The following is an 18,978-nucleotide window of genomic DNA, read 5'->3' on the forward strand; positions in this document are numbered from 1 at the left end:
TTAAAGGCTTAAGCGCGCTTCAGGGCGAATTTCAGGGAATCGAGCTTCGAACGGAGCGAAGCGTCGAAGAGACGCGAACCGACGCGCACCTTCAGACCGCCCAGCAGGGACGGATCGACGCGCGTGGAAACTTCGGGGGTCTTGCCGAGCGCTTCAGCCAGGGCGGTTTGCACGCCCTTCAGCTGGGCGGCCGACAGGGCGGTCGCCGAGACGACCTCGGCGGTGACGACGCCACGGTGCTTGGCCGACAGCTCGGAGAAGGCCGAGATGGCGCCCAGCAGGTCGCCGGTGCGGCCGTTCGAGGCCACCAGGCCCAGGAACTTCGTGGTCAGCATGTCGAAGCGGGCCTTCACGGCGACGGCCACGAGACCCTTGCCCTTCTCCTCGGCGGAGAAGGCCGGCGAGGCGATCAGGCGGCGCAGGTCGGCGCTGTCGGCGATCATCGCCTTCAGGCTCTTAAGGTCGGCCTCGACCTTAGCCAGATTGCCGTTCTCGATCGTCAGTTCGAAGAGGGACTGCGCATAGCGCTGACCCGCATCCGTCGCCTTGGTTTCGTCCGCCACTTGGTATCCGCCCGGTGCGTTGCAATGGCCGCGAACAGGAAGGTTACCCCTTATCGCGACTTAAAGGCTTGAGCGCGCTTATGAAAAGCACATGGATGGCCGACGCGTCCGCGCCGTCCTGTCCGAAGCCGCGCGCCTGATAACACGGGCCTTTCGCAGTCGCAACCAAAGGGGCGCGGCAGGTTCGAACCTTCAGTCCGCGGCGCGACGGAACACGGCCGAGGCGGAAGCCGCCAGAGCGCCGTCCGGACGCCGCAGTTCGCCCTGGGCGAACACGAGACTGCGGGTGGCCCGCTCGACCCAGCCCTTGGGCTCCAGGGACGCGTCGCCGGCCTCGCCGGCATAGTCCACGGTCATCGAGGCCAGGGCCGTCCCCTCGCCCGCGGCCTTGCGCAGAACGGTTTCCAGCTGGGCGGCCAAGCTCGTGTCCATCTGCGTCAACTAATCACGGTTCCGGAAAAGAAAAGGGGCGGCGGAAGGTTTCCGCCGCCCTTCAAGGCGAATGCTCGAGGAAACAGCCAGACCGGGCCGGAGAAACGGCGACCCACAACGCGTCTGGTACTCAGATAAAGCGCGGTACGTGTTCTTACTTAGCCGAGGCCAGGGACGAACCGCCCTTGGCCGAGGCGTTGCAGCGGGTCAGGTCGTCGGCGTCCAGCGACTTGGTTTCGCCGCCGAAGGCCGCGACGCGACCCACTTCCTTGGCGAGCGCCTTGCAGGCGACCGCGGTGAGAGCCCGCGAGGGGGCTTGGGCCGAGACGCACTCGGCGCCTTCGCAGACAAAGACGGCGCCGCCGGCGACGACCTTGGTCTTGGCGGCCACGGGGGCGTCCAGAGCGGCGGCGATGCGGCCGTCGGCGAACGCCGAACCGGCGAACATGGAAACAGAGAGAGCGGCGACGGCCGCCAGGGAACGGAGCTTCATGCGAAAGCCCTCCGGGATTGGGGAAGTTGCGGTCAGATCGTTGATCGGTGAGACGCGGTACTGGCCGCCCGGACCTTGCCAACCCCTCTGGGCCACCCCAGCTAAGGTTGGTCGCACCGGTATCCCCACCGGTGCTTCGGGTCCGAACTAAGCATTGCTTAGATATCAGTGATAAGAAATTGCGCAAGCGGAATTTCGCACGCGCATCGATTTTTCGGAAAACGGGGATTCCTGACGAAACGCGGCGAGGCCGGCGCGGAAACGGCGAGGCCAAGGCTTCCCGGACGCGAAGATTTGCGGGACGGTGCGCGGCCGACGCAACCAGGAACCCGACCATGGCCAAGCTCGTCTTCGGGATGATGCAGTCGCTCGACGGCTATGTGGACGGTGTCGAGGGCGGGCCGCAGCTGCCCATGCCTGGCCCCGCGCTGCACCAGCACTTCAACGACCACGTCCGCGGCCTGGCCGGCTGTCTCTACGGCCGCCGCATCTACGAGATGATGCGCTACTGGGAAGAGGATAAGCCCCACTGGGACGACATCGCCCGCGACTACGCCGACGCCTGGCGAGCCCAGCCCAAATGGGTCGTGTCGACCTCGCTGAAGGAAGTCGGCCCGAACGCGACGCTGATCTCCGATGATGTCGAGGGCTTCGCCCGCCGCCTCAAGGCCGAGCTGGACGGCGAGATCGACGTCGCAGGGCCAGAGCTGGCCGCGAGCCTCACCGATCTTGGCCTGCTGGACGAGTACCGACTTTATCTCCGCCCGTTCGTCCTGGGCGGCGGCAAGCCCTACTTCGCCCGGACGCGTCCACCGCTACGGCTGATCGCCAGCGAGGCCGTGCCGGAGGACGTCTTCAGGCTGACCTACGTTCCGGCCTGAGCCGACCTACAGCCCCAGGATCTGATCGATCCGGCTTTCGGCCTTGGCGTGGATGGCGCGGTCCTCGACCATGCCCTGGGCGCGGGCGTAGCGGCCGTCCTTGCCGGCGCGGCGCTGGATGCCGTCGGCGCTGAGCACCAGTCCGGCCTTCTTCGGATCCGTAATCGCGCCGAGCACGGCGGCCAGGACCGAGCCGATCACGGCGGCGGCCACGGGACCGGCCATGCCGATCCAGCCTTCGCCGAAGATCGCTTCCAGGCGCATGATCAGGACCTCGCGGTTGGTCTGGTGGTCCATGACCCCGATGGCCCAATGGACTCCGCCCTCGACCAGCACGGCCAGGGCGATCGGCAGCAGCACGCCCAGCCAGCGCGGCCGGACGAACAGTCCGAGCGCGGCCCCGATGATCGCGAAGGCGGCCATGGTGATCATGACGGAAACCCTAAGCACGCTCTGGTCAAAGACCGGTTAAAGCGTTGTTCCGCAGGGGCACGGTTGGCCGCGACCGCTCGCCGCGCTTAGTCTCTCGCCATAACCATAAGATGTGCGCGAGGGAGCTTGACCATGGACTTCCACTTGCCGCCGGAGCTGACCGCCTATCTGGGCGAGCTCGACGCCTTCATCGACAAGGAGATCGCGCCTCTGCAGGCGCGCGACGACAACGAGCGCTTCTTCGACCACCGCCGCGAATGGGCCCGCACCGACTGGGACGGCGGCGGCCTGCCCAAGCACGAGTGGGAGGAGCTTCTGGCCAAGGCCCGCAAACTAGCCGACCAGGCCGGTTACTACCGCTTCGCCCTGCCCAAGGAATACGGCGGCCAGGACGGCTCCAACCTCTGGATGGCGGTGATCCGCGAGCACCTGGCGTCCAAGGGCCTGGGCCTGTTCAACGACCTGCAGAACGAGCATTCGATCGTCGGCAACAATCCGTTCGTGCTGATGATCCGCGACTTCGGCCGGCCCGACCAGCAGCACCTGATCACCGACATGCTGGACAAGGGCGCCTTCCGCCCGACCTTCGGCCTGACCGAGCCCGAGCACGGCTCGGACGCCACCTTCATGGAGACCCGCGCGGTCCGCGAGGAGCACAAGGGCGAGGCCGGCTGGCGGATCAACGGCGAGAAGATGTGGACCACCGGCATGCACGCGGCCACGCACTGCTGCCTGTTCGCCCGCACCTCGGGCGAGGACGGCGACGCCAAGGGCATCACCGCCCTACTGGTCCCGGCCCATGCCCCCGGCGTGAAGATCGAGGAGTACCTCTGGACCTTCAACATGCCGACCGATCACCCCCGGGTCAGTTTCACCAATGTGTGGGTGCCCGAGTCGGCGATGTTCGGCCCCGAGGGCGGCGGCTTGGCCCTGGCTCAGCACTTCGTGCACGAGAACCGCATCCGCCAGGCGGCCTCCAGCCTGGGCGCGGCGGTGTTCTGCATAGAAGAAAGCATCAAGTACGCGCGCGCGCGCAAGCCGTTCGGCAAGGCGCTGTCCGAGAATCAGGCCATTCAGTTCCCGATCGTCGAGCTCTCGACCCAGGCCGAGATGCTGCGCCTGCTGATCCGCAAGACCGCCTGGGACATGGACCAGATGTCCAAGGTCGAGGTCGAGAAGCGGCTCTCCGACAAGGTCTCGATGAGCAACTACTGGGCTAACCGCCTGTGCTGCGAGGCCGCCGACCGGGCCATGCAGATCCACGGCGGCATCGGCTATTCCCGCCACAAGCCGTTCGAGCACATCTACCGCCACCACCGCCGCTACCGGATCACCGAGGGCAGCGAGGAAATCCAGATGCGCAAGGTGGCCGCCTGGCTGTTCGGCTACATGGGTCCGCGCAAGGCGGCCTTCTCTCAAGTGTAGGCAGGTTGGGACATGGACAAGGTTTAACCTGTCGCCCTCTGACGTGTAGCGTTAGGCTCGCTATCTAACAGCGATACGCGAGCATACATGTTCGCATTCGGAGGACACATGAACCGTCTGGCTCGCAACGCCGCGCGCGTCGCTTTGATCGTCGCCATCCCCGCGACCCTCGCCGGCTGCGGGATCAACACCATCCCGACCCAGGACGAGGCGACCAAGGCCGCCTGGGCCGAGGTGCAGAACCAGTACCAGCGCCGCGCCGACCTGGTGCCGAACCTGGTCGCCACGGTGAAGGGCTACGCGCAGCAAGAGAAGAGCGTCCTGGTCGAGGTGACCCAGGCCCGCGCCAGCGCCACCCAGGTCAAGGTCGACGCCTCGACCATCACCGACCCGGCCCAGTTCCAGCAGTACGCCGCCGCCCAGGACAAGCTGTCCGGCGTGCTCGGCCGCCTGATGATGATCCAGGAGCAATATCCGGACCTGAAGTCGAACCAGAACTTCCTGGCCCTGCAGAGCCAGCTGGAAGGCACCGAGAACCGCATCACCATCGCGCGCCGCGACTACAACCAGACGGCCCAGACCTACAACACCACCCTGCGGACCTTCCCCAGCGTGTTCTGGGCCAAGACGATGTACAGCGGCCAGAAGCCGGCCCAGCTGTTCCAGGCCACGGCCTCGGCCCAGACCGCCCCGACGGTGGACTTCAGTTCTCCCCCCACGGCCGCGCCGCCGAAGGTCCAGTAACTTGTTCCCATTCCGCTCATCCCCGCGAAAGCGGGGACCCAAGCCGAGCCTGACGGTTTCGCGCGGCGTCGCCGTGGCCAAGTCCGCTTGGGTTCCCGCTTTCGCGGGAATGAGCGGGTTTTTGGTGGCGTTGGTGCTGGCCCTGACTGTGGCCCTTCCCGCCTTCGCCGCGCCGAAGTTCCCGCCCCTCACCGGGCGGGTGGTCGACAACGCCCAGGTCCTGTCGCTGCAGGTCGAGCAGGACCTGACAGCCAAGCTGGAAAACCTCGAGACCACGACCGGCCGCCAGCTGGTCGTGGCCACGGTCCCTAGCCTGGATGGCTATCCGATCGAGGACTACGGCTACCAGCTGGGCCGGACCTGGGGCATCGGCGAGAAGGACAAGAACACCGGCGCGATCCTCTTGGTCGCGCCCAATGACCGGAAGGTGCGGATCGAGGTCGGCTATGGCCTCGAGCCCGTCCTGACCGACGCCCTGTCCAGCGTCATCATCCAGAGCGCCATCCTGCCGAAGTTCCGCGACGGCGACATGGAAGGCGGCATCGTCGCGGGGACGAACGCCCTGGTCGAGCAGCTCAGCCTGCCCGCCGACCAGGCCAAGGCTCGCATCGCCGAGGCCAGCCAGCCCGAGCGCCACAAGGCCCAGGGCTCGCCGCTCGTCGGCCTGTTCATCGCCTTCTTCCTGATCGTGCTGTTCTCGAACCTGTTCCGAGGCCGGCGTGGCCGAAGCGGCCTGGGTTCGGCCCTACCGTGGATCATCCTGGGCGCGCTGAACAACAGCGGACGCGGTGGCGGCGGCTGGAGCGGTGGCGGGGGCGGCGGAGGCGGCTTCTCCGGCGGCGGCGGATCGTTCGGCGGCGGCGGCAGTTCGGGGAGCTGGTGAGATGGCGACACGCATGACCCCGCAGGACCTCGACCGCATCGCCGGCGCGGTGGCCCAGGCCGAGAAGACCACCGCCGGCGAGATCTTCTGCGTCCTGGCGCCCGAGGTGTCGGACTATCGCGAGACCCCGCTAGTCTGGGCGGCGGCCGCGGCCCTCGTCTTGCCGGCCGGCGCCCTGTTCGCCGGCTTCCGGCCCGAAATGCTGACCCGCCTGTTCGGCGGCTGGAGCATCGGCCACCAGGCGGCGCTGGACGGGGCGATCCTGTCGGCGCTGTCGACCTATATCGCCCTTCAAATGGTGGTGTTCGTGGTCGCGGCCCTGCTCGTCTCGATCCCGCCGGTCCGCCGCGCCCTCACCCCCGGCTCGCTGAAGGCCGCCCGGGTGCGCCGCGCGGCCATGGAGCAGTTCCTCAGCCACGGCCTGCACGTCACCCGTGACCGCACCGGCGTCCTGATCTTCGCCGCCCTGGCCGAACACCGGGTCGAGGTCATCGCCGACGAGGGCATCTACGCCGCGGCCCCCAACACGGTCTGGGACGAGGTCGTGGCCGACCTGGTCGGCGGCCTCAAGCGCGGCCGCGTCGCCGACGGCTTCGTCGCCGCCGTGGTCCGCACCGGCGACATCCTGGCCGCCCACGTCCCGCCGCGCCCCGACGACCGCAACGAACTGCCCGACGGCCTGACCATCCTGACGAAGCACTGAAGGACCGGGCGAAGAGATGGACCGCCTCGTCCGCTTCTTCGCCCTGGCCTTCGCGATCACCTGGGGCGTCGGCGGGCTGTGGCTGCTGTTCCCCAAGCCGCTGACGGCGTGGTTCGGCCCGTTCGCATACGGCTCGCCGGCCTACATGGTCGCCGCCTATGGGCCGAGTATCGCGGGGCTGGTCCTGACCTTCGCCGAGGAAGGCCTCAACGGCCTGAAGGCGATGGCGCGCCGTTTGCTGCCGGGCAATGCGCTGACCTTGGCGGTCGCGATCCTCGCCCTACCGGCTATCGCCCTACTACTGAGCCTCGCCCTGCGCCCCTGGCCCGTGAAGCCGGCCGACGTGCTGGTCGCCACGCCGCTGCTCCTGCTGACCACCGCCCAGGTCGTGCGCAACTCCGGCCCGCTGGGCGAGGAGTTCGGCTGGCGCGGCTACGCCCTGCCCAAGATGCTGGAGCGCTGGTCGCCCCTGATGGCCGGGACGATCCTGGGCTTGATCTGGACGCTGTGGCACGTCCCGGCCTTCCTGTTCCCGGGCATCGTCGTGACGCCCATCTCGGACCTTGGCTGGTACGCCCTGGGCACCGTGGCGCTGTCGCTGCTGATGACCTGGCTGCACGTGCACGGTCGAGGCAGCCTGCTGGTCGCAGGCCTGATCCCGCACGCCATCGTCAACGCCCTGGGCGCGACCAGCGCCTGGCGCACGCGGCCGGCCGAGGCGGTGGCGCTGATGATCCTGGCGCTGACGCTGTTCGCGCTTCGTCGCCGGGAAACCTAAGCCGGTTCGCGCGCTTTCCATGGTGAAGCCGGAGAGCCGCCATGACTGATTTCGACACCTTCCTGGATATCCGTCGCCAGGCCGCCCAGGCCTATGTGAACGGTCAGGCCGGACCGCTGGATCAGCTGGCCGCCACCGCCTGCCCGGCCAGCTTCTTCCCGCCGCGCGGCGGCCACGAGATCGGCGCCGAGTGGGTGGCCAACATCTATGGCCGCGACGCCGAGGCGTTCGGCGAGGGCGGCGAGACCACGCTGGAGATCCTGCACAGCGACAGCGCCGGCGACCTCGGCTACTGGACCGGGCTGCAGCATGCCAAGGTCCGCCTGACCGGCCAAAACGAGCCGGTCGAGATGCACCTGCGGATCACCGAACTGTTCCGCCACGAGGACGGCGCCTGGCGGCTGATCCACCGCCACGCCGACCCGCTGGTGAAGGCGGAAGCGGCCTGACTACTCCGCCGCCATCGCCAGCGGCGCGGCCTGAGCGCCACGCACCAACCGGCCCGGCAAAGCCCCGGTCGGCTCGCCATCGCGCTGGGTGACGACGCCCGCGACGATGGTGGCGACATAGCCGTGCGCCGCCTGGACCAACCGCCGCCCACCGGCCGGCAGGTCGTAGGCCACGCGCGGGGCCTCCAGGCTGAGCCCCTCGTAGTCGATGACATTGAGGTCGGCGCGGTAGCCCGGTGCGATCAGGCCGCGATCCAACAGGCCGACCGCCTGGGCGGTGTCCCGGGTCTGGCGGACGATCATGGTCTCCAACGCGATCCGGGGGCCGCGCGTACGGTCGCGGGTCCAGTGGATCAGGTTGCTGGTCGGGAAGCTGCCGTCGCAGATCATGCCGACATGGGCCCCGCCGTCCGACAGGCCCGGCACGGTGTCGCGATGGGTCAGCATGTGAAAGCTGGGCTCCAGCGAGCCATCGGCATAGTTCAGGAACGGGTGGTAGAGCATGCCGCGCCCGTCGCGCTCCAGCATGGCGTCCAGCGCCACCTCGGCCCGCGCGCGGCCGGAGGCCTCGGCGATCGCCGCGACGCTCTTGTCGGCGGTCGGCTCGTAGTCCGGGTCCGCGCCCATCGGATACATGATGTCCCAGGCCCGCAGCGCCCGGCCGGCGAACGGACCTTGCGGATCGCTCTCCTCGGCCAGCAGGCGGGCACGGAAGGTCGGGTCGCGCAGGGCGGCGACACGGTCGGCCAGGGGCAGGCCGGCGATCTCGCCATAGGCTTCCGTCTGGCTGAACGGGTTGAGCGTTAGCTCCAGGCCGAACAGTACCCCGACCGGGCGGCCGCAGACCTGGGCCTTCATCGGCAGGCCGGCGTCGACCGCGGCCGACAGCCCCGCCAGCATCGCCTTGTAGCCGCCGGGCGACTTGGGGCTCTGGACCAGCGAGAACGACAGCGGCCGGCCCGAGGCCTCGACGATCCGCCGGACCATGGCCAGCTCGGCCAGGCCGTCGGGCGCGAAGTCCGAGACCAGTTGCAGCACACCCTTGCCGGCGGCGGCGAGACCCAGGGCGATGCCGGTCAGCTCGTCCTCGCCGGCCGTCAGGGTCGGGGTCGGCTGGCCGTCGCTGGTCCGGTGGTTCAGCGTGCGCGAGGTCGAGAAGCCCAGCGCCCCGGCTTCGACCGCCCGCTGGGCGATGGCGGCCATGGCGGCGATGTCGGCTTCCGTCGCCGGCTCGCGGTTTGCGCCCCGCTCGCCCATCACATAGACCCGCAGCGCCGCGTGCGGCAGCTGGGCGCCGATATCGACGTCGAAGGCGCGGCCGGCCAGGAAATCGAGATAGTCGGGGAAGCTCTCCCAGGCCCAGGGCAGGCCCTCGGTCAGCACCGGGAACGGGATGTCCTCGACGCCCTCCATCAGCCGGATCAGGCGGTCGTGGTCTTCGGGGCGACACGGCGCGAAGCCGACGCCGCAATTGCCCATGACTACCGTAGTCACGCCATGTCCCGAGCTGGGCGTCATCGTCGAGCCCCAGGTCGCCTGGCCGTCATAGTGGGTGTGGATGTCGACGAAGCCCGGGGTGACGATCCGGCCGCTGGCGTAGATCTCCTCGACGCCCGACGCCAGGTTCGGACCGATAGCGGCGATCAGGCCGTCCTTGACCGCGACGTCAGCGACGAAGCCCGGCGCACCGGTCCCGTCCAAGACCGTTCCCCCACGCAGAACCAGGTCATAGGCATGCTGCGCCATGACATTCCTCCCGTGACTTATCGTTGTTCACGAGGGTCCGCCCGGGCCGATGCAGCGTCAAGTCGCCGTAACGGAAGGGGCGGCCGCCGAAGCGACCGCCCCCGTAAGCTCTAGAACGACTTGCGGACCGTCACGCCCATGACGCGCGGCTGGCCCACCGAATAGCCCAGGCGCGCCCGGCCACCGCGTTCGCGGTCGAAGGACAGCAGGGCGTTCTCGTCGAAGATGTTGTTGACGTAGGCGACCAGGTCGACCCCGTCCGGCATCTCCAAGCCGATGCTGAGATTGACGATCTCGTAGCTGGGCAGCTTCAGGTTCACGATCGTCGGCACCGTGCCCGTGGCCCCGCCGAACGCCAGGCCCGAGACGAACGAGCGCGGGTTATTCTCCTGGTCGCTGGCCTGGGTGAAGCGGTTGCCGACGTGCTGCACCGAGGCGTTGATGTAGGCGTTGACGCCTTCACGCACTTCCTTGGTGTAGGTGATGTCGGCCGAGATCTGGAACTTCGGCACCGACGGCAGGCGGTTGCCGTCGCGGATGCCGCCCAGGATCGCGCCCGTGCCGTCCTTCACGCTGCTGTCGAACTCGGCCTCCACAAGGCTGCCTGACAGGCCAAGGTCGAGACCCGAGGCCAGGCGGGCCCGGAACTCGCCCTCGACGCCCTTGGTGTGGGCCTTGGCGACGTTGAACACCACGCGCGACGAGCAGGAGCCGGCGTCCAGCGTGGTCTGCAGGTTGCTGATGTCGGTGTAGAAGGCCGCGCCGTTGAAGGTGATGCCGCCGAAGCGCGACTTCACCCCGCCCTCGTAGTTCCACAGCGACTCGTCCTTGTAGGACTGGTAGCCGCCGAAGATCGCCGCGTCCTGCGCCGAGCACAGCGGCAGGTTCAGCGGGTCGTTGACGCCGCCGAGGCGGAAGCCCTTCGAGGCCTGGGCGTTGAAGGTGACGTGGTCGCTCGCCTCGTAGCTCAGCAGGAAGCGCGGCGTGAAGCCGTTCGACGAGGTCTTGTCGGTGCGGTTGTCGCCGTTGGCGAACAGGCCGCCCGACTTGAACTGGCGGGTTTCGCTGAAGTCGTAGTAGCGGCCGCCGGCCGTCGCGGTCAGCTTGCCCAGCGTGTAGTTCAGCTCGCCGAACACGGCCTTCTGCTTGATGTCGTAGGGCAGGTAGGCGTTGTAGGGCGAGTTGCGCGGGAAGCCGTTGGCCACCGCCGCCGAGGTGCCGGCGCCCAGGACCGCGTCGGTGTAGGCGTCGTAGCCGGGGGTCGGCAGGGTCTGGTTGTAGACGCGGTCGACCTTCGAATAGAAGCCGCCGACCACCCACTGGAAGGGCCCTTCGCCGGCCGAGGCCAGGCGCAGTTCCTGGGTGTATTGCTCGAGGTCGGTGGTGTCGACCAGGCGGGACGGCAGCAGCACCGCCGCGGCCGGGAAGCCCAGATCGACCGAGACGCTGCCCGACAGCGAACTGGCGTCGCGGTTCACGGCGATGTCGCGGCTGATGTAGCTGGAGACCGAGGTCAGGGTCGCCGCGCCGAGATCGAAGTTGGCGGTGAGGTCGGCCAGCAGGGTGTTGTCGGCGAAGCTTTCCGGCAGCAGCAGGTACTGCTCGCGCTCGCCCAGCGTGATCTTCGGCCGGGTCGTGGTGTTGGGATTGGCGAAGAGGTTGAAAACCTCTTCCCGGTTGAAGCCGTGGGCCCGGATCTCCTGATAGACCACGCGCGGGGTCAGGGTGACGGTCTCGGTCGGCTTGATCACGAACGACAGGCGGCCGCCGCGACGCGTGCCGTCATTGACGTTCTTCTTGAGCGTGCCGCCCTCGCCGCGCGCATTGATGAAGCCGCCGTACTGGGTCAGGTAGCCGACCGCGCGCATGGCGACCTTGTCGCCGATCGGCACGTTGAACATGCCCTTCACATGGCCGCCGAAGTCGTCGCCGCCGACCAGGTTGGCGTTGGCTTCGAACAGGCCCTCGGTCTTGTCCAGACGGGGCTGGTTGGTGATGTAGCGGATGGTGCCCCCGACCGAGCCCGAGCCGAACAGCGTGCCTTGCGGACCGCGCAGGGTCTCGACGCGGTTCAGGTCGAACAGGTCGACGTCCGGGGTGAACAGCGACAGCGAGATCACGGACTCGTCGAGATAGACCCCGACCTGTTCCTTGACGCCCGGCTGGTCGCGGACGACCTGGCCGGCCGAGACGCCGCGCACCGACACCTGGCTCTGGCCGGGGCCGAGGTTCTGGATCGTCAGGCCGGCGACGTTGCGCGACAGGTCCTCCAGGGTCACCGCGCCCGAGCGCTGGATGTCCTTTTCGGTCTGAGCGTTGATCGAGAACGGAATGTCCTGGATCGAGGCGTCCCGCTTGGTGGCGGTGACGATGATCTCGTCGACCGAGGTCTCCGTCTGCTGGGCCGCCGCCAGGGCGGGGATGGCCAGGATGATGGCAAGCGTACTGGCGCTCAGCAGCGCGCGACGCGCCCCTCGACGCGGCGTAGCGATGGTCATTGGTTACCTCCCGTATGTTTTTGGCGTTCTTGGAGTCACGCTCCCGACGCAACCCCAGCGTTTCTCCTGGAATCAGGGAAAGTCAACGCGAAACGAAGACGAGAGAAATCAGCATTTTAGACACCGGTGTCGGCTACTTTAGAAACATACGTATGAAAAGTGGGCTGGATTGACGTTGACGCGTACGTGATCTTTCGCCGCGCGGAAAGCCGGTCTAGGGTGGGGGCAATTCAAACTAACGTTTAACGGGGAGTGCGCCTCTATGCGCGAAGCGGTCATCGTCTCTTACGCCCGCACGGGCCTGGCCAAGTCCAATCGGGGCGGCTTCAACAACACCCACGGCGCGGCCATGGCCGGTCATGCGATCCAGCACGCCGTGCAGCGCGCAGGCATCGACGGCGCCGAGGTCGAGGACGTGGTCCTGGGCTGCGGCGGTCCTGAAGGCGCCACGGGCATGAACGTCGCCCGCAACGCCGCCATCTGGGCCGGCCTGCCGGTCACCACCTCGGGCCAGACGGTCAACCGCTTCTGCTCCTCGGGCCTGCAGGCGATCGCCACGGCGGCCAACTACGTCCGCAACGACGGCGCCCCGGTCGCCATCGGCGGCGGCGTGGAGTCGATCTCGCTGGTGCAGGGCGGCGGCCACATGAACCGCTTCCACATCACCGAAGACAAGCTGATGAAGGAAAAGCCGGCCCTGTGGATGGCGATGATCGACACCGCCGATATCGTGGCCAAGCGCTACAACATCAGCCGGGAGTACCAGGACGAGTACTCCCTGCGCAGCCAGCAGCGCATCGCCGCCGCCCAGGCCGCCGGCCTGTTCGACGACGAGATCGTGCCGATGGCCACCAAGATGAAGGTGGTCAACAAGGAGACCAAGGAAGAGAGCCTGGTCGACTACGTGGTCACCAAGGACGAGTGCAATCGTCCTGAGACGACCCTGGAAGGTCTCGCCAAGCTCGAACCCGTCAAGGGTCCTGGCAACTTCGTCACCGCCGGCAACGCCAGCCAGCTGTCGGACGGCGCCGCCGCCGTGGTGGTGATGGAACGCAAGGAAGCCGAGAAGCGCGGCCTGGAACCGCTGGGCCTGTTCCGCGGCTTCGCCATCGCCGGCTGCGAGCCCGACGAGATGGGCATCGGCCCGGTCTTCGCCGTGCCGCGCCTGCTGGAACGCCACGGCCTGAAGGTCGACGACATCGACCTGTGGGAGCTGAACGAGGCCTTCGCCTCGCAGTGCCTCTACAGCCGTGACCGCCTGGGCATCGATCCGGAGAAGTACAACGTCAACGGCGGCTCGATCGCCATCGGCCACCCCTTCGGCATGACCGGCGCCCGCTGCGCCGGCCACCTGCTGCTGGAAGGCAAGCGCCGCAAGGCCAAGCTGGGCGTCGTAACCATGTGCATCGGCGGCGGCATGGGCGCCGCTGGGTTGTTCGAAATCTTCTAATCGGGTTCCCGATTTCGTAGCGCATCGGGTCAAAAAAGGCCGGGAACCCACAAGCGGGTTTCCGGCCTTTCCTATTGGATCACGACGTTCGGGGACCTCAGGGACCCGGGCCTTGAACCCGCCGCACGCGGGGCCATCTAGGCTCTCGTCGGCGCCCGCGAATTGTCGCTTCAAGACGCCAGACCCGAGATAGGACCATGGCCAAGGCCTTCTTCACCGTCGCTCTGCTGGTCGCCGCCGCGATCGGTCTCGCCCTGCCGACGCCGAACCCCAGCCACGGCCCCCAGACCACCAAGTCCTCGTTCGAGACGATCGCGCTGAACCGCGGATAAGCGAAAGGCTCCCCGGTTTCCCGGAGAGCCTCGCTTTAGTCCGCTGATCGTTCAGGCGATCAGAACTCTTCCCAGTCCTCGCTGACCGCCACGGCGGCCGAACCGCGTCCCGGGCGAGCCGAGACCGTCGGGCGCTGTGGCGCGGGTCGGGTCTGAGGCGCCGGCGGACGGTAGGTTGTCTGGGCGGGACGCGACTTGACGATGCTCGAGCCTTCGCCGACGCGGAAGCGGCCGACCAGCTCCATCAGCGCCTTGGCCTCGTTCTTCAGCGAGTGCGAGGCGGCGGTGGCTTCCTCGACCATGGCGGCGTTCTGCTGAACGACCTGGTCCATCTGGTTCACCGCGCCGTTGACCTCGTTCAGGCCGGTAGCCTGCTCGGTGGTCGAGGCCGAGATTTCCTTCATCAGCGCGTCGATCGAGGCGACCTGCTCGACGATGCGGCTCAGCGCCTCGCCGGTCTGACCGACCAGGTCCACGCCGGCCTCGACCTGGGCGGTCGAGGTCGAGATCAGGGTCTTGATCTCCTTGGCGGCGTCTGCCGAGCGCTGGGCGAGAGCCCGCACTTCCTGCGCGACCACCGCGAAACCACGGCCGGCTTCACCGGCACGCGCAGCTTCGACGCCGGCGTTCAGGGCCAGCAGATTGGTCTGGAAGGCGATCTCGTCGATGACGCCGATGATCTGGCTGACCTGGTTGGACGAGGTCTCGATCTCGGTCATGGCCGCCACGGCCTGGCCGACGATGCGGCCCGAGCGCTCGGCGTCCGAGCGGGCGTTGGCCACGACCTGCGAGGCTTCCTTGGCGCCCGAGGCGGTCTTGCGGACCGTCGCGGTGATCTCGTCCAGGGCGGCGGCGGTCTCTTCCAGGCTGGCGGCCTGCTGTTCCGTCCGGCGCGACAGGTTGTCCGAAGCCTCGGCGATCTCGTCGGCGCCGCTGTTGACGCCGCCGGTGGCCGAGTTGATCGACTGGATCGCCTGCTGCATGCGGTCGGCGGCGGCGTTGAAGTTGGTCTTCAGGCTCTCGGCCTTCGGCGCGAACGCCGTGGTGATCCGGTGGGTCAGGTCGCCGCCGGCCATGTGGTCCAGCGCCTCGTTCAGCGCGGAGATGGCGATGGCGTCGTTGCGGGCGACCTCGGCCTTTTCGGCTTCGTTGGCGGCGCGTTCGCGGTCGGCGGCCTGGCGCTGATCGACAGCGGCGGCCTCGATGCGGACCTTCTCGGCCTCGGAGTCCTTGAAGTAGGCCACGGCGGCGGCCATGTCGCCGATCTCGTCCTTGCGACCCTGGGCCGGCACGTCGACCGTGTTGTCGCCCGAGGCCAGGCGGCGCATGGCGTTGGTCATGGCGGTCACCGGCTTGGCGATCGCGCCCGTCAGCAGCAGACCACCGCCGATGGCGATGCCAGCCGTGATCAGGATGCCGATGGCCAGGGCCAGGGTGGATTCCAGCGAGGCCTTCTTCTGAGCGGCGGCTTCCGTCGTCAGCTCTGCCTCGGCGTTCTTGGAGATCGCCTCGATGGCGTCCTCGACCGGGGTCACGGCCTTGTCGGCGACGCCGTCGTGCTTGACCAGCTCGACCGCCTGCGGACGGGTCGCCACGTCGGCGCCCAGGGTCTCGCCCGGCTCGATGGCCAGCTTGCGGTAGTCGGCATAGGCGGCGTCGACGGCGGCGATGCGAGCCAGGTCTTCCTGGTCGCCGGCGGCCAGCTTGCGCAGCTCGTCCAGCGCGGCCAGGAACTTGGGCTTGTGGGCCTCTTCCAGGCGCTTGACGTAGTAATTGTCGCCCGACAGCAGGAAGCCGCGCAGCGAGTTCTCCTGACGGGTCAGGCGGAAAGCCGCCGTATCCGCCTGGCGCAGCATCTCATAGGCGCGCTCGGTGCGTTCCACCGATTGGCCGAGGCCGACCTTGTTGGCGTAGAGGGACACGCCCATCACAACGATGGTCGCGAGCATGACAGCGAAGACCGCCATCAGCTTGTGCGGAATTTTCAGATCGCCAAAAGACACCGGCCGGGGCTCCTCAAAATGGGGGCGGCGACCGCTAAACCTCGGATAACACTACTATTTAAACGCGTACTAGGGTTCGCGGGCGTCACAGACACCAGTGAGCCTCGAAGGGTTGCCGGGGCATTAACCGTGGCGTGGCGGAATGTCGCACAACACGATATTCACGCCACTTTCTTGGTCAGTGGGCCTCATCCCAGTTGAGTGCGGCCCTCGCCTCGACCGTGAGCGGCACGCTCAAAGCCACCGCCGGCTCGGCCGCTTTCTCCATCACCGTGCGGATAACCGCACAGGCGCGGTCGGCTTCGGCTGCCGGCGCCTCGAACACCAGTTCATCGTGCACCTGCAGCAGCATACGGGCTTGGAGGTCCGCGGCTTGCAGGGCGGCGGGCATGCGCACCATGGCCCGGCGCATGACGTCGGCGGCCGCGCCCTGGATCGGGGCGTTGATCGCCGCGCGCTCGGCGAACTGGCGCTGGCCGACCGACTTGGACTGGATCTCGGGGATGTTGATCTTGCGCCCGAAGATGGTCGAGACGTAGCCGTGCTCGCGCACGAAGGCCTTGGTCGCGTCCATATAGGCCTGGATGCCGGGGAAGCGCTCGAAATAGGTCTTGATATAGGCCCCGGCCTCGCCCTGGCCGATGCCCAGCTGGTTGGCCAGGCCGAAGGCCGAGATGCCGTAGACGATGCCGAAGTTGATGGCCTTGGCGCGGCGGCGGATCATCGGGTCCATGCCCTCGATCGGCGTGTCGAACATCTCCGAGGCCGTCATGGCGTGGATGTCCAGGCCCTCCTGGAAGGCCTTCTTCAGCTGCGGGATGTCGCCGATATGGGCCAGCAGGCGCAGCTCGATCTGGCTGTAGTCGGCGCTGATCAGCACCTTGCCCGCCGGCGCGATGAAGGCCTTGCGGATCTTGCGGCCTTCCTCGGTGCGGATCGGGATGTTCTGCAGGTTGGGATCCGACGAGGACAGTCGCCCGGTCGTCGTCGCGGCCAGGGCGTAGGAGGTGTGCACCCGACCCGTACGCTCGGCGATCGCGGCGATCAGGTTCTCGGTGTAGGTGCCCTTCAGCTTGCTCAGCTGACGCCAGTCCAGCAGCACGCGCGGCAGCTCGTGCTCCAGCGCCAGGCTCTCCAGCACGTCGCTGTCGGTCGACCACTGGCCGGTGGCGGTCTTCTTGCCGCCCTTCATGTTCATTTCGCCGAACAGCACGTCGCCGATCTGCTTGGGGCTGCCCAGGTTGAAGGGACGGCCGACCAGCTCCTGGGCGCGCTCCTCGAACTTGGCCATGCGCAGCGAGAACTCGTTGGAGAGCAGGCGCAGGGCCTCGGGGTTGACCATGACCCCCTCGTTCTCCATCGCCGCCAGCACGGCCGGCATCGGCCGCTCCAGGGTCTCGTAGACCGTCGACAGGCCGGCCCGCGCCAGGCGGGGCTTGAGGATCTCCCACAGGCGCAGGGTGACGTCGGCGTCCTCGGCGGCATAGGCCGTCGCTTCCGGCAGGGCCACGTGCTTGAAGCTGATCTGGCCCTTGCCCGTGCCGCAGACCTGCTTGAACGGGATCGGCTTGTGGCCCAGGTGCAGCTCGGACAGCTCGTCCATGCCGTGCCCGTGCTCGCCGGCCTCCAGCACGTAGGAGATCAGCATGGTGTCGTCGATCGGCGCGACATCGATGCCGTGGCGGGCCAGGACGGCGATGTCGTACTTGGCGTTCTGGGCCACCTTCAGCACCGCCGGGTCTTCCAGCAGCGGCTTCAGCGTGGCGATGACGTCGTCGAGCGCGATCTGCTCGATGTCGGCGGGGGCCTCGAAAGCGAGACCATCCGCCTTCTCGCAGTGACTGATCGGGATGTAGCAGGCCTCGCCGGCCGCGATGGCCAGCGACACGCCGCAGAGGCCGGCATTGGCCGAGGACAGGGCGTCGGTCTCGGTGTCGAAGGCCACCACACCCTTGGCGGTCGCTTTGGCCACCCAGGCGCGCAGGGTCTCCAAATCGCGGACGCAGGCATAGGCCGCGTGGTCGACGGTGATCGGCTCGGCCACCGGGTTGGCGGCGGCGCGGGCGGCCGCGCCCATGTACGAGACGGTGCTGACCGGGGCTTTCGGCTGGCTGGGGGCGCGATCGCTGCCGCCCGAGAGGCCGAGCGTGCCCGGCGTCGCGGCGGCCGAACCGTCGCCGACCCGGCGCGCCAGGGTGCGGAACTCCATCTGCTCCAGGAAGGCGGCCAGCACCTCCTTGTCCGGCTCGCGCACGGTCAGCTCGTCCAGCGGCTGGGGCAGCGGCGTGTCGCAGTCCAGCTTCACCAGGGCCCGCGACAGGCGGATCTGGTCGGCGAATTCGATCAGGGTCTCGCGGCGCTTGGGCTGCTTGATCTCGCCAGCGCGGGCCAGCAGCGTGTCGAGGTCGCCATATTCGGTGATCAGCTGGGCGGCGGTCTTGATGCCGATGCCCGGGGCGCCCGGGACGTTGTCGACGCTGTCGCCGCACAGGGCCTGAACGTCGACGACCTTGTCGGGATAGACGCCGAACTTCTCGAACACCTGCTCGCGCTCGATGCGCAGGCCCTTCATCGGGTCGAACATCGACACGCCGTCGCCGACCAGCTGCATCAGGTCCTTGTCGGACGAGACGATCACCGCCTCGCCGCCCATTTCGCGGGCCTTGCAGGCGTAGGCGGCGATCAGGTCGTCGGCCTCGTAGCCCGGCAGCTCGATGGCCGGCACGCCGAACGCCAGGGTCGCCTCGCGCACCAGCGGGAACTGCGGAATCAGGTCCTCGGGCGGCGGCGGCCGGTGGGCCTTGTACTTGTCGTAGAGGGTGTTGCGGAACGTCTTCTCGGAGTGGTCCCAGATCACGGCCAGGTGCGTGGGCGTATCGCCCTGCATGTCGCGCATCAGCTTCCACAGCATGTTGCAGAAGCCCTGGACGGCGCCGACCGGCAGGCCGTCGCTCTTGCGGGTCAGCGGCGGCAGCGCGTGATAGGCGCGGAACAGATAGGCCGAGCCATCCACAAGAAAGAGCCGGATGGCGGGGCCATCCTGGGTCAGTTCGGAAACGTTCGGAAGCGGGGGCGCGGCGGCGTCGGTCATGGCCGGCAACATAGGGGGCGCAGAGTGCGTCGGGAACCCTCTGGCGGCGCGCAAATCGATCGCCTAATCTCCACC

17 protein-coding genes are annotated in these 18,978 nt (G+C 68.0%); 9 read left to right on the forward strand and 8 right to left on the reverse strand.

The window, feature by feature from the left end; translation table 11 throughout:
- Positions 1–8: 8 nt before the first annotated feature.
- From AC07NI_RS22245 to AC07NI_RS22255, 3 genes are all read right to left on the reverse strand, one after another.
- Entirely contained in the window at positions 9–563 is a 555-nt protein-coding gene (locus tag AC07NI_RS22245; RefSeq protein ID WP_494623171.1) for a F0F1 ATP synthase subunit delta, read from the reverse strand.
- Positions 564–755: 192 nt separating this feature from the next.
- Positions 756–995, reverse strand: a complete 240-nt coding sequence (locus tag AC07NI_RS22250) for a hotdog family protein (RefSeq protein ID WP_494623173.1) — start codon at positions 993–995, stop codon at positions 756–758.
- A 154-nt stretch (positions 996–1,149) separates the two neighbouring features.
- The gene (locus tag AC07NI_RS22255) at positions 1,150–1,488 is read right to left on the reverse strand and encodes a DUF8200 family protein (protein WP_494623175.1); all 339 of its coding nucleotides are present in this window, start codon (positions 1,486–1,488) and stop codon (positions 1,150–1,152) included.
- Between the two features lie 335 nt (positions 1,489–1,823).
- Between AC07NI_RS22255 and AC07NI_RS22260 the strand changes: the two genes are divergently transcribed.
- Positions 1,824–2,369 (forward strand): dihydrofolate reductase family protein, encoded by a 546-nt coding sequence (locus AC07NI_RS22260; RefSeq protein ID WP_494623177.1) that lies wholly within the window; start codon positions 1,824–1,826, stop codon positions 2,367–2,369.
- A gap of 6 nt (positions 2,370–2,375) precedes the next feature.
- Here the strand turns inward: AC07NI_RS22260 and AC07NI_RS22265 are convergent, their stop codons facing one another.
- Positions 2,376–2,801, reverse strand: coding sequence for a hypothetical protein (locus AC07NI_RS22265; protein ID WP_494623179.1), 426 nt, complete (start codon positions 2,799–2,801; stop codon positions 2,376–2,378).
- A gap of 126 nt (positions 2,802–2,927) precedes the next feature.
- On the opposite strand from AC07NI_RS22265, the gene AC07NI_RS22270 reads away from it, so the two are divergent.
- The 6 genes from AC07NI_RS22270 to AC07NI_RS22295 all read left to right on the forward strand — a co-directional run bounded on the left by AC07NI_RS22270 (position 2,928) and on the right by AC07NI_RS22295 (position 7,783).
- A complete protein-coding gene (locus AC07NI_RS22270) occupies positions 2,928–4,226 on the forward strand; it encodes an acyl-CoA dehydrogenase family protein (protein WP_494623181.1) in 1,299 nt (432 codons plus the stop codon).
- A gap of 87 nt (positions 4,227–4,313) precedes the next feature.
- Positions 4,314–4,970, forward strand: a complete 657-nt coding sequence (locus AC07NI_RS22275; RefSeq protein WP_494623183.1) for a LemA family protein — start codon at positions 4,314–4,316, stop codon at positions 4,968–4,970.
- A 109-nt stretch (positions 4,971–5,079) separates the two neighbouring features.
- Complete coding sequence (locus AC07NI_RS22280; protein ID WP_494623185.1) at positions 5,080–5,853, forward strand: TPM domain-containing protein; 774 nt, start codon at positions 5,080–5,082, stop codon at positions 5,851–5,853.
- 1 nt (position 5,854) lies between these two features.
- Positions 5,855–6,556, forward strand: coding sequence for a TPM domain-containing protein (locus AC07NI_RS22285; RefSeq protein ID WP_494623187.1), 702 nt, complete (start codon positions 5,855–5,857; stop codon positions 6,554–6,556).
- 16 nt (positions 6,557–6,572) lie between these two features.
- Positions 6,573–7,334: a CPBP family glutamic-type intramembrane protease gene (locus tag AC07NI_RS22290; protein ID WP_494623189.1), complete on the forward strand. Its 762-nt coding sequence runs from the start codon at positions 6,573–6,575 to the stop codon at positions 7,332–7,334.
- 41 nt (positions 7,335–7,375) lie between these two features.
- Complete coding sequence (locus AC07NI_RS22295; protein ID WP_494623191.1) at positions 7,376–7,783, forward strand: YybH family protein; 408 nt, start codon at positions 7,376–7,378, stop codon at positions 7,781–7,783.
- Here AC07NI_RS22295 and AC07NI_RS22300 read toward each other — a convergent pair whose 3' ends face one another.
- Together AC07NI_RS22300 and AC07NI_RS22305 are read right to left on the reverse strand one after the other, a co-directional pair.
- Positions 7,784–9,529, reverse strand: a complete 1,746-nt coding sequence (locus AC07NI_RS22300; RefSeq protein ID WP_494623193.1) for an N-acyl-D-amino-acid deacylase family protein — start codon at positions 9,527–9,529, stop codon at positions 7,784–7,786.
- 110 nt (positions 9,530–9,639) lie between these two features.
- Entirely contained in the window at positions 9,640–12,027 is a 2,388-nt protein-coding gene (locus AC07NI_RS22305) for a TonB-dependent receptor (RefSeq protein ID WP_494623195.1), read from the reverse strand.
- 262 nt (positions 12,028–12,289) lie between these two features.
- Between AC07NI_RS22305 and AC07NI_RS22310 the strand changes: the two genes are divergently transcribed.
- Entirely contained in the window at positions 12,290–13,477 is a 1,188-nt protein-coding gene (locus tag AC07NI_RS22310; protein ID WP_494623197.1) for an acetyl-CoA C-acyltransferase, read from the forward strand.
- A gap of 197 nt (positions 13,478–13,674) precedes the next feature.
- Positions 13,675–13,809, forward strand: a complete 135-nt coding sequence (locus tag AC07NI_RS22315) for a hypothetical protein (RefSeq protein ID WP_494623199.1) — start codon at positions 13,675–13,677, stop codon at positions 13,807–13,809.
- A gap of 59 nt (positions 13,810–13,868) precedes the next feature.
- On the opposite strand, the gene AC07NI_RS22320 is transcribed toward AC07NI_RS22315, so the two are convergent.
- Both AC07NI_RS22320 and polA read right to left on the reverse strand, forming a co-directional pair.
- On the reverse strand, positions 13,869–15,776 hold the full coding sequence (locus AC07NI_RS22320) for a methyl-accepting chemotaxis protein (protein ID WP_494623201.1): 1,908 nt from the start codon (positions 15,774–15,776) through the stop codon (positions 13,869–13,871).
- Positions 15,777–15,990: 214 nt separating this feature from the next.
- Positions 15,991–18,903 (reverse strand): DNA polymerase I, encoded by a 2,913-nt coding sequence (gene polA, locus AC07NI_RS22325; RefSeq protein ID WP_494623203.1) that lies wholly within the window; start codon positions 18,901–18,903, stop codon positions 15,991–15,993.
- Positions 18,904–18,978 lie beyond the last annotated feature (75 nt).

Source organism: Caulobacter sp. GW821-FHT10E02 (assembly GCF_059415225.1).